11 protein-coding genes are annotated in these 11,642 nt (G+C 37.3%); all 11 read left to right on the top strand.

From position 1 onward, the window contains the following. The first annotated feature begins 62 nt into the window (after positions 1-62). Positions 63-797: a dTDP-4-amino-4,6-dideoxyglucose formyltransferase gene (locus D1627_RS02710; RefSeq protein WP_119430660.1), complete on the top strand. Its 735-nt coding sequence runs from the start codon at positions 63-65 to the stop codon at positions 795-797. Beyond that, a complete protein-coding gene (locus D1627_RS02705; RefSeq protein WP_119430659.1) occupies positions 790-1,695 on the top strand; it encodes a glycosyltransferase in 906 nt (301 codons plus the stop codon). Before D1627_RS02710 ends, D1627_RS02705 begins: the two co-directional genes overlap by 8 nt. 105 nt (positions 1,696-1,800) lie before the next feature. Then, positions 1,801-2,715 (top strand): glycosyltransferase family 2 protein, encoded by a 915-nt coding sequence (locus D1627_RS02700; protein WP_119430658.1) that lies wholly within the window; start codon positions 1,801-1,803, stop codon positions 2,713-2,715. A 37-nt stretch (positions 2,716-2,752) separates the two neighbouring features. Further along, complete coding sequence (locus tag D1627_RS02695) at positions 2,753-3,607, top strand: glycosyltransferase family 2 protein (RefSeq protein ID WP_119430657.1); 855 nt, start codon at positions 2,753-2,755, stop codon at positions 3,605-3,607. A gap of 14 nt (positions 3,608-3,621) precedes the next feature. After that, positions 3,622-4,533: a glycosyltransferase gene (locus tag D1627_RS02690; protein ID WP_119430656.1), complete on the top strand. Its 912-nt coding sequence runs from the start codon at positions 3,622-3,624 to the stop codon at positions 4,531-4,533. Positions 4,534-4,555: 22 nt separating this feature from the next. Beyond that, a complete protein-coding gene (locus tag D1627_RS02685; RefSeq protein ID WP_119430655.1) occupies positions 4,556-5,689 on the top strand; it encodes a glycosyltransferase in 1,134 nt (377 codons plus the stop codon). A 106-nt stretch (positions 5,690-5,795) separates the two neighbouring features. Then, positions 5,796-6,902 carry a glycosyltransferase family 4 protein gene (locus D1627_RS02680; RefSeq protein WP_119430654.1) on the top strand — a complete coding sequence of 369 codons (1,107 nt, stop codon included), beginning with the start codon at positions 5,796-5,798 and terminating at the stop codon, positions 6,900-6,902. Between the two features lie 68 nt (positions 6,903-6,970). Continuing rightward, the gene (locus D1627_RS02675; RefSeq protein WP_233555485.1) at positions 6,971-8,185 is read left to right on the top strand and encodes a glycosyltransferase family 4 protein; all 1,215 of its coding nucleotides are present in this window, start codon (positions 6,971-6,973) and stop codon (positions 8,183-8,185) included. A 160-nt stretch (positions 8,186-8,345) separates the two neighbouring features. Continuing rightward, complete coding sequence (locus tag D1627_RS02670) at positions 8,346-9,308, top strand: GNAT family N-acetyltransferase (RefSeq protein WP_119430653.1); 963 nt, start codon at positions 8,346-8,348, stop codon at positions 9,306-9,308. 586 nt (positions 9,309-9,894) lie between these two features. Continuing rightward, the gene (locus tag D1627_RS18255) at positions 9,895-10,521 is read left to right on the top strand and encodes a hypothetical protein (protein WP_147383185.1); all 627 of its coding nucleotides are present in this window, start codon (positions 9,895-9,897) and stop codon (positions 10,519-10,521) included. Further along, positions 10,521-11,528 carry a polysaccharide deacetylase family protein gene (locus D1627_RS02660; protein WP_119430651.1) on the top strand — a complete coding sequence of 336 codons (1,008 nt, stop codon included), beginning with the start codon at positions 10,521-10,523 and terminating at the stop codon, positions 11,526-11,528. Before D1627_RS18255 ends, D1627_RS02660 begins: the two co-directional genes overlap by 1 nt. Positions 11,529-11,642: the final 114 nt, after the last annotated feature.

Here is an 11,642-nt window from a genome sequence, read left to right as displayed (position 1 = left end):
ATATGGTTCTCGACCTTATTTAAGAATACTCTTAGAATGTATAATAATTTGAAATTTAAGTTATGGTAAAAAAGGTATTGGTTGTTTCGGATAATCAACATATCCTAAAATCATTCGATTCTATTGCCAAAAAGAGTGCTGATAAAATTGATATACAGTACGCAATTAGTCCCTCTTCAAATTTGGAAGATTTTACGGGATTAGGTGAGATTACTGTTATAAATTTAAAGTCTGAACAAAGAGTTTCAGAAATCATTGCTATTTATGATTTAGTGATTTCCGCTCACTGTAAACAATTGTTTCCAGCTGTGTTAGTTAATTCGGTGAGATGTATCAACATTCATCCAGGATATAACCCTATCAACAGAGGTTGGTATCCTCAAGTTTTTGCTATCATCCACAAAATACCTGTTGGTGCTACAATCCATGAGATGGATGAAGAGCTTGATAACGGAGCTATAATAGCTAGAGAAATAGTCCCACAATATTCATGGGATACCTCTTTAACACTTTATAATAGAGTTGTAAAAAAAGAGTTAGAGTTACTAGAAAAGCATTTTACTGAAATAATTAATGGCAATTATAATAAAATAAGACCTGAAGAAAAGGGAAACTTATATCTAAAAAAAGATTTTAATAACTTTTTACTTCTAGACTTAGAGCAAAAAGGCACAATGGAAGAGATACTTGATAAATTAAGAGCTTTAACCCATGGCACCTATAAAAATGCATATTATATAGATAAACAAACAGGGAAAAAGGTTTTTGTATCACTACAACTGATAGTAGATGAATAGAATCAAACAAGTATCTGTTTGTATTATTACTTATAACCATAAAAATTTTATTGCGCAAGCAATTGAAGGTGCTTTGAATCAGGTAACAAATGGATCAATTGAAATAATAATAGGAGACGACTGCTCTACTGATGGTACAAGTGATATTTGCTTGTATTATGCTGATAAATATAAGGATAAGATAAAATATTATAGGAGTCCCACAAATATAGGGATGGTAGGCAACTGGATAGATACGATCAAAAAGTGTGAGGGTAAGTATATCGCTTTATGTGAAGGTGATGATTATTGGATAGACAAATATAAGCTGCAAAAACAAGTACAATTTTTGAACGAACATAATGATTATGTCATCGCATTTCATGATTGTAGAATAGTAGATGAGTACAACAAGATAGTAAAGGAGGAAAGACTTGGTCAGAAATGTAAGAAAATTTTATCGAGTGAAAATATTATTAGTGGCCAACTAATACCAACCAATACAGTTCTATTTAGAAATGGCTTAATTGAAGAATATCCAGATACTATCAAGGATGTTCCTAATGTTGATATATTTATATTTGCTCTGTTAGGGCAATATGGTAAAGCAAAGTTTGTCGAAGGGATAGCCCACTCCGCTTACAGAGTACATTCTGGCGGGGTCTGGAGTTTGCAAAATGAAAAATACAAACAACTTCAAATTTTAAAGACATACGAAAAATTATTGTTAGTAATAGACCAGAAATATAAGAACTTAATTAAAACAAAAATTTTCGCTAGAAAAGTATTTTTGTCAAAAAATGAAAAAGATGTAGTAAGCATAATTAAGTCATATATTAAATCTTATAGATACTTTAATTTGAGTGCTAAATTACTTAAGTCTTGGGTTGTGACACATTATAAAATCATAAGAAGGTGATAATCATTTGTATAGACGTAAGCAGACTAAATTAGCTTTCGAATATATTTATAAGTTCAAGTCGTAATTGTTAAAAAAAGTTTTATAATTCGATAAAGTGAATAAGTGAAAGTTGAAGTATATACACCCAAAATTTCAATCATAGTACCAACTTTTAATAGAGGTAATCTTATATCTGAAACAATTAAAAGTGTGATAGCTCAAAGCTATAAATTTTGGGAGCTTATAGTTGTTGATGATGGATCAAGTGATAATACTAAAATTATTGTCAATGAATTTACACAGATTGATAATAGAATCTCTTATATGCAGAGGCCATCTGATACGCCTAAAGGCGCTAATGCTTGCAGGAATTACGGTCTGCAACTTGCATCAGGAGAATATGTTAAGTGGCTTGATTCAGATGATTTACTCGATTTAAATTGCTTACATATACAATTGAATGGCATTCAAAATGGAGATGCAACCGTTAACTTTTGTAACGCACAATTTTTTAAGGATAGTAATGGAAAAATTGAATTACTTAACAAATCTTGGTCAGATATATTAACATCTGTAAACATTACGGATGATTTAGTCATTGGCGAATTGAAATGGCAGACAGCCTGTGGCCTGTGGAAGAAATCTATTTTTGAAGATACATCTCCATTCGATGAAAGAATCCATAATTCTCAAGAGTGGTTGTTTAATATTAAGTTATCATTAAATCCATCATTCCGAATTTCTGTAACTAACAAAAACCTAATTTATATCAGAACTCACATAGGCTCTATGAGTAGCGCGAAGAATAAAAGTGGAAAGTACTTTTATCATGCAGCGATGGCTAGGTTTTACGCTTACCAATTGATTGGGACAAGAAAATTTAATAGGCATGTTAGGACCTACTTAATTAGAAAATTCTTTCGCAACCATTTCTTTACATTGTATAAGGGGTACCCCAAAGGTTTTATCAATCTTGTAGCTTATTGGCCTCGTATTATCTACTTAACGATAAAGGCAAAAACGGTCACAGTTCAGTGATATCCTTTTAGATCAGCCAACTCACATAATTAATAATATGCCTTTGTTCTCAATTATTACACCAACCTATAACAGAGCTGATTTACTTCCTGAAATGATTCAAAGCGTTTTGGATCAGACATTTGCTGATTGGGAGTTGTTAATAATCGATGATGGTTCTGTAGACCATACCGCAGATGTTGTAAAAGCATATACTACAGATTCAAGAATAAAGTATATAAAAAAGGAAAATTCAGGTGCAGCTGATAGTCGAAACGTAGGTGCTGATTGTGCTGTAGGTAGTTTTTTAGTTTTCCTTGATAGTGATGACATAGCCCTAGAGAACTGGCTAGAACAAGTGTCTTTACAAATACTTTCTGATACAGGCTTGATATGTGTTGCTGCATTAAGAAGTTTTGAAAATGGGAAAAAAATAATTGAAGACCCTCTATTCGAAACAAGTATATTTGGGAATAATCAAAGGCTAAAATTTACTGCAGGTTCTTTCTTCATTCGTAAAGACTTGTTTTTTGAGGTAGGAAAGTATGATAGTCAGATGAGTGCTAATCAACATACAGATTTAGGATTTCGTCTGATGATAGTACTCAAAGGTAAAAAGCTAAAGGTTTTACCGATTGAAAAACCTTTGGTTCAAATCAATGTACATGAGGGAGATCGTATAAGGACAAATTGGGAAAAAATAAGACATGGTAATTTAAGATTTATTGAAAAGCACCACGACTTTATGAGTAATAGTGATAAAAGAGGAATCTCAAACTTTTATGCAATTAGTGCTTTTGCTAGTTACAAATTAAAACAGCGAAAGGATAGTCTAACATATATGATAAAGGCCATAAAGTATAACCCTGGCTCCTATATCAACTACGTACGCCTTGTAAGGTATTTGCTATAGATGAATGTGCAGATATGAATAAAGAGACAGAAAAAGATTTTGCTGCATTTATTATGACTTTTGAGCGGCCAGATGTTTTAATCAAGACCATAGAGTCGCTTCGGAATCAAACTTATCCACCAAAGAAAATTCTTATCGTAGATAATAGTATTTCAGATAACACTGAAGCCTTATTTATTGGAAAAAAGCTAGGTGAAGACTTAGAATATTTAAAAGTTGGTTATAATTCTGGGCCTGCAGGAGCTGCGAAGATTGGATTAGAAACGTTAGCCGGGGAGGGATATCAATGGATATTTTGGGGTGATGATGATGACCCTCCAATAATTGATAAAAGTTTCGAAATGTTATTTGAAACATTGAAGGAATATCCTAACAAATGTGGTCAACTAGGCGCTGTTGGTCATAAATTTAATCAGACAAAAGGTGTTGTAGAAAGAATCCCGAATGAAATTTTACGCCAAAACAAATATTTAGAGGTTGATAATATAGCTGGAGGAGTATGTAAAATAGTAAGTGGTGAAGCCATCAAGTCAGGTGTATTACCTGAAACGAAATTATTTTTTGGTTTTGAAGAACTAGATTTTGACTTGAAGATGAAAGCTGCAGGTTATAAATCAATTGTCAATACATCTTTATTCTTACAGTACAGGGAACACTCTGGTAGAATAAATTATACTCGAAAAGCTGGTATCAAAATTAAAAATCGAGCCCTATGGAGGGAGTATTATAGTACCAGAAATCTAATTTCTATAACAAAGAGTAACAAATATTATTCTGCTAGTATAGCGATTGCAATAAGGAAAATAGCTAAATCTATTGCGAGTCTTAAGTATGGAGATTTAAGATACAGTTTTAAACTTACTAAAATTGTTTCAGATGGTCTAATTGATGGGTTCTTTACAAAGTTGGGAAGAAGAGAGTTTTAAAATCTAGCTCTCTTGAAAAATAATGCAAAAGGGGAAAATATTTTTTACTATAGACACATTACAAACTGGAGGGGCAGAGAAAAGCACTTTAGATATTGTTTCACGATTGTCTCAAGAGTTTGATATAACTGTTGTTGTATTCTATAATAAGTACGACTTAAAAAAGAGCTTTGAAATAGCAGGCATCAAACTGAAGTGCTTTGATATAGATGGTAAATATTCTTTCAACAAAGCAATCAAGTTGTTTTCACAACTCTGTCAGAGTGAACAACCTGATTTGGTTGTTTCTACGCTCTATAGATCAGACATTATATCAAGAATAGTTTGTAAGCGACTAAAAATTAAAATTGTTAGCAATTTTGTAAGTGATACTTACTCTAGTAGTGCCCTTAGTAGGTTATCATACTCAATGAAGTTAAAAATTGGCTTGTTTTGGGTACTTAATGTGTTCACTGCAAAGTACTGTTATAAGTTTCTTGCAAATTCTCACAGTATAAAGAAAAGTAATGCAAGAAATTTATTGCTGGATGAAAGCAAAATTGATGTAATATATAGGGGAAGAGAGGTGTCTCTCTATAAGAACTCTTTAGAGCGCAACACATTATCTGCAAAATCACAATGTGAGTTTGTTACTGTTGGTAGATTGCTAGAGAGCAAAGGTCAGTTAGATCTCCTTATGGCCTATCATAGAGTACAAGAAAAATATCCTAATACTAAGCTTTTAATTGCAGGTGAGGGGAAGTTTAGATTTACACTAGAGGAATACATAAATAGAAACAATTTGCAAGATAAAGTTACTTTATTAGGGAACATCAATAATGTTGGCGAATACCTCAATAAATGTGATGTATTTGTATTCCCTTCTCACTATGAAGGATTTAGTGGTGCCATAGTTGAGGCTATGTTAGCTGGTATACCAATTGTTGCTTCTGACATAGAAATGAATAAAGAGGCTGTTGAACATCTTAAATCAGCATATCTTTTTAAGGTGGGAGATATAGAGTCTATCGAAGAAGCTATGATTTACGCTATAAACAATAGTGACCACATGGTTACAATGGCAAAAGATGCACAGAAAGAAGCTTTGAAAAAATACGATATTAACTTAATTGCCCGGCAGCATATAGAGTTTTATAAAACTTGTATAAATTCTTAATTGTAAACATACTAAAATTTAGAGCTTGTATAATAAAAGTAATTTATGAAGATTTTAGAAGGCAAGAGTTTTGTCATTTGTAATAAAAGTTTGATATCTGCTGTGCATGAAAATACTTCAACTAGTACAAAAGCCTCAACTTAGAGGTGCCGAAATTTTTGCTTCACAACTCTCCAATCAATTACAAAAATCAGATGTAGAAGTTCATATGATTTCTATATTTACTGGTACTTCAGAACTTCCCTTCAGGGGTAAGATAACACACTTGCAACGACCATTAAACAATCGTTTTTTTGATCTGAAAGCTTGGAAGATGTTTGCTGATTTAATTGATCAAGAAAAACCAGATCTGATCCAGGCTAATGCAGGTGATACTTTAAAGTTTGCAGTCTTAAGTAAGATCATCTACAGATGGGATGTACCTATAGTTTTTAGAAATGCCAATAAAATGGGGGATTTCATAACTACTAAGTCCAAACGTTTATTAAATAGTTTTTTTGTGAAGCATTTGGAAGCTGTTATATCGGTAAGCCAGCTTTGCGAGAAAGACTTTAAACAGACCTTTAATTTCCCATCTACTAAAATCAAGACAATTCCCATAGGAGTTGAGGAACAAGAAATACCCTCTGAGCCACCCGTAGACCTAAAGGATATTTATTCCAGGTTTAGAGTGCTTGTAAATATAGGGAGCCTGGTGCCAGAGAAAAACCATAAGGCCCTGATAAATATTTTTGATTCTATTGCTAAAAATGATCCGACAGTGTTTCTGATCATCATTGGGGATGGCCGCCTGCGAGCAGAGTTAGAACGTAAAACGGCTGCTTTATCCAGTAAGGATAGGATACTTTTTGCTGGTTATAGAAACGACGTTTTGCAAGTTTTGAAACATGCATCCGCTTTCCTGATGCCAAGCTTAATTGAAGGCTTACCAGGTGTTATTTTAGAAGCGATGTACTGTAAAACGCCGGCTGTTGCAAACAATGTAGGAGGGATTAGTGAAGTAATAACTAAGAACACCGGATGGCTCATTGAAAAAGGGGACACGTTAGGTTTTACCAATGCGGTAAAGGAAGTTTTGGAAGGTGGTGAAGCTGTTGAGCTAAAAATCGAAAATGCCCATAAACTGGTTACTTCAGAGTATATGAATTCCCTAATTGCAGCAAGGTTTAAAGAGGCCTATGAATGTGTGATTTCTGGAAACAGTCTGGCTTAATTCTCAAACTCACCTCTTGCCAGAATTATTTAAGCCAATGGCTCGAGCATCATTAATTCGTATAATTCGTGTTAGATCATAAAACAAAAGTTCTTCACCTGATCAAATCCCTGGGGCGCGGCGGAGCCGAAATGCTACTGCCAGAAACGCTTAAGGTACATGACCGGGAGCAATTCGATTTTCATTTTGCTTATTTCCTCCCCTGGAAAGACCAGATGGTACCTGCTATTGAGTCACAAGGAGCTAAAACGATCTGCTTTAAGGCGAACAACAACCTGCAGATGTTTCAGCGAGTAGGGGAGATCAGCCGTTATGTGCTGGAAAACAATATTAATGTCATTCATAGCCACCTGCCTTGGGCTGGTGTTATTGCAAGGCTGGTTGGCAAGAAAACAGGCGTACCGGTTGTTTACACAGAGCATAACAAGTGGGAGCGTTATAATAAGGTTACGTATTGGCTGAACAAGCTAAGTTTCGGTTGGCAGGATGCTGCGGTTGCCGTGTCGGATGATGTGCAGCAGTCTATACGTAAGAATGCTGGCTTAGCATTTAAGAAGATAAGTATAATAGCGCCTAAAGACACCCAAATAAATGCTAATGTTAAGGGGCCATACTTGCTTAACATTCTGAATGGTGTTAACACTACTCATTTTACAAGGGATATTCAGGCTGGTCTGCAGATACGGGAGGAGCTTGGCATTCCGGCGGGTGCCCCGGTTATTGGTACTGTTTCCGTGTTCCGGTTTCAGAAGCGCCTGGATATCTGGATGGAAATAGCTGCCGAGATACTGAAGAGAGTGCCTGAGGCACATTTTATTATTGTGGGCGATGGACCTTTGAAAGAGGAGCTACTGGCTAAAAGGAAGCTGTTAGGCATAACAGAACGCCTGCATATGCCTGGGTTAAAAACAGATGTAAAGCCCTATTTTAGCGCAATGGATGTATACATGATGTCTTCTGTCTTTGAAGGCTTACCTATTGCCTTGCTGGAAGCCATGAGCTGTGGCTGCGCTGTAATAAGTACCAAGGCAGGAGGTGTAGCAGAAGTTGTGAAAGAAGGGGAGAGCGGCTTGCTTTGTGAGGTGGATGAATACAACCAATTAGCAGATATGGGAGTAAAGGTGCTGCAGAATCCGGATCTAACTGCGCGGCTGGCCGTAGGAGCCCGTGCCCGGGTGCAGTCTGATTTCAGCATAAACAAAATGGCAAAGCAGCTAGAAGAGCTATATTTGTATCTGAAAACCCCACCCCAGCCCTCCCCTAAAAACAGGGGAGGGAGATAGTAGTAAATAATTCTACTCGTGGGCTGGGCAAATATTTACCTATTTAAGGTAAATGTTTAACATAAGAATATCAACAATAGGTCACACTGACATATTTGATCACCTCCTCCTGCTTTTAGGAGGGGGCCGGGTGAGGTGAAAAAGTTGGATTAATATTACAATGCAGATAAGAAAAGGAACAGAAGCAGATATCCCAGCTATTGTAGAACTGTTAAAGTCTTCTCTAGGCGAAGGGCTGATACAGAAGTCGGAGCGCTTATGGAACTGGAAACATATAGAGAACCCACATGGTGCTTCTCCGGTCCTAGTGGCAGAAGAAGATGGAAAGGTAGTCGGAGTTCGTGCTTTTTTAAAATGGCAGTGGGCATACAAAGGCAAGATACTACAAGCTATCCGCGCAGTAGACACAGCCACCCACCCAGACTACCAGGGAAAAGGTATTTTTAAGAAACTGACCCTACAGGGTTTAGAAGACGCTAAGAAGGATGGGATACATTTAGTGTACAATACCCCAAACGATAACAGTAAGCCCGGTTACCTGAAAATGGGTTGGGTGGAGCAAGGGCGAATGGCACTAAAACTTAAAGTGAATCCCTTTGCTTACAAAAAAGACAAATTACCTGTTATTCCTGATCAGAACTGGGTGCGGCTTTCTGCAGCACTACCCCAATTCAGTAATCCTATTTCAAATACAGGGCAAATTCATACGTTTCTTTCTCCGGAATACATAAGTTGGCGTTACCAAAACAACCCGCTTTTCGATTATCATTTCCTTTCGGATCATCGATCCTTTGTACTGTTCTTTAGGATCAAAAAGCACAGCTTTGGCTCAGAAATGCGAGTGGTGGATCTGTTTATAAATGATGCCGTGTTTGACCTAAAAGCAAAAAAAGAGCTGAACCGGCAATTTCGTGAAGTTAGCAAGGCTTGCTTTCTAACATCTGCCTCAGGCAGGCATTTTGAGTTAGTCGGCAAGAAGTATCCCGTTTTTGGTTTTATACCTGTTGTAAACAAAGGACCCATTGTAACACTGCGTAATGTTGGGCTCCCAGATTCTGAATTCAATGCGTTAGTAGAGGCATCAAATTGGGGATATGCCTTAGGCGATATGGAGTTGTTTTAATATGATTGGTGCGATCCTACTAATTATTTTTCTCTATTTCATCAGCCAGGTTATATTAGGTTACTTCAAAAAGCAGTACCCTTTTATTAAACTTAAGCTCCTGACCAACTTATATTGGTGGCATACGCTATTTGCTTTAATATATTACCTGTATGCTGTTATAAATCGCTCAGATTCTGAAGCATACTACAAAAGAGCCGCTTCAGATTTTGTTTACACATCGTGGGTAAGCATTTATCAGACAGGTACTAGATTTATAGACTTTGTTTCATTTCCTTTCATTAACTCATTAGGGTTTAGCTATGAAATGGCTATGGTGCTGTTTGCCTGGTTTGGCTACTTGGGTTTTATATATTTTTATATTTTCTTTAAAGAGCAGGTTAAGTCATCACTTAAATTCTATGGTTATGACTTGATCATGCTATTGCTTTTTTTGCCTAACATGCACTTTTGGACGGCATCCTTAGGTAAGGGTTCTTTAATTTTCTTAGGAATAGCCATGTTTGCCTACGGCCTTGTTGCGCCACAAAAAAGGATCTTAACGTTGCTGGTAGGTTCCCTTATTGTCTACCATGTAAGGCCGCACATGTTCTTGTTTTTAGGCATAGGTGCCGTTGGTGGTTATATTACAGGTAATGAGAAGGTGCCATTCTACCAAAAGGCTTTAGTGTATGTCGCTTTTATAGGTGGTTTAGCTTTAATGTATGATCAAATTCTGGCTTTTGCCAAGCTGGATGAAAATAATGTGTTGGATAGCTTTCAGAACTTCTCGCAGGTTCAGGCTAACCGCTTGGATAGTGCCGGGTCAGGAGTAGACATAAATAGTTACCCACTGCCTTTAAAGCTTTTTACCTTCTGGTTTAGGCCACTGTTTTTTGATGCGCCCGGGGCGTTAGGTTTATACATTTCTGTGGAGAACTTATTCTACCTGGCCTTGGTCTGGAAACTGGTAGATAAGGACTTTATTTCATTTCTAAAGAAGTCTTCTTCGCTGGTTAAGATGAGTTTAGTTACGTTCATCTCTTCTTCCATTGCGCTATCTATGGTTATGGCAAACCTAGGCATTGTGATCAGGCAGAAGAGCATGGTAATGTATTTTTTCTTCTTTATTATACTTGCTTTTATGGAGTATAAGCACCGGAAGAAAACAGGCATTACAGAAGAGGGCGAAGCCATGGTCACAACACCACGTAAACGGTTAAGATTAGTCTAATGCATAACATCCCCACCTTTACCATATCCCTGGACTTTGAGCTATACTGGGGCGTGTTCGATAAAGTAGTTCTGAAGGAGAAACAGCGTTACTTTAGTAACACCCGTAAAATTATCCCTCAGTTGCTGGATGTATTTGCCAAGGAAGAGATACATGTAACCTGGGCTACGGTTGGAATGCTTTTTGCCAAGGATTGGGAGGAGTGGCAGAAAACGATGCCCGAAATTCAACCGGCGTATCAAAACTATATGCTTTCTGCATATCGTTTAAAAGAGGTATACGGCGCAGACCATTCGCTTGACTCTAATTTCTTTGCCCCTGAGTTGGTGGACCGGATCTCTAAGACTCCTTTGCAGGAACTGGCTACACACACATTTAGCCATTACTACTGCAAGGAGGAGGGCCAGGACATAGCGCAATTTAGAAGCGATATCAGGGCTGCTAAAAAGATAGCCTCAGAAAAAGGATTCGGAGAACTTAGGTCTCTGGTATTCCCCCGTAACCAGTTTAACCGTGAGTACCTGCAGGTATGTTATGAGGAAGGAATTACCAGTGTAAGGTCTAACCCAAAAGACTGGTTCTGGGAAGATACGGTAGGAGATAAGCTTTTGAATAAGATTTTCCGGACCGGCGATGGTTATTTCCCGCTTGGGCAGCGAACTTCTTTCCCACTGTCTGCCCTAAAGCGTGAGGAGGGCTTGCCCTTGGCTATACCCGCCAGTCGTTTTCTAAGGCCAGTAAACGGCTCCAAGGAGGTACTTAATAAATTGCGGTTAAAGCGTATCCTGAACGAGATGACTGAGGCGGCTAAACGCCAGGAATGTTATCATCTGTGGTGGCACCCGCACAACTTCGGCGACTACCCTGAGAAAAGTATGGCTGACTTGCAGGTGATCATTAATCACTTTAAGCAGTTGCAGCAAAAATACGGCATGGTAAGTATGACCATGCAGGAGATTCAGGAGTATATACAGAAGGAGAGTTTAAAGACTACTGTGGCGAGGTAGTAGCCAACCACACCTACTCCTCCTTGTCTAAGGAGGAGAATTTTTAACCTGTTGCTTTATCATTAACTTTGTAAAAACTTAAATTTCTCCACCCTCCCCTATTCTTAGGGGAGG

This window comes from Pontibacter oryzae, assembly GCF_003576375.1.
Classification (GTDB): domain Bacteria; phylum Bacteroidota; class Bacteroidia; order Cytophagales; family Hymenobacteraceae; genus Pontibacter; species Pontibacter oryzae.
The sequence above is the reverse complement of the archived record's forward strand: the minus strand, read 5'-3'. Positions and strand labels throughout refer to the sequence as shown.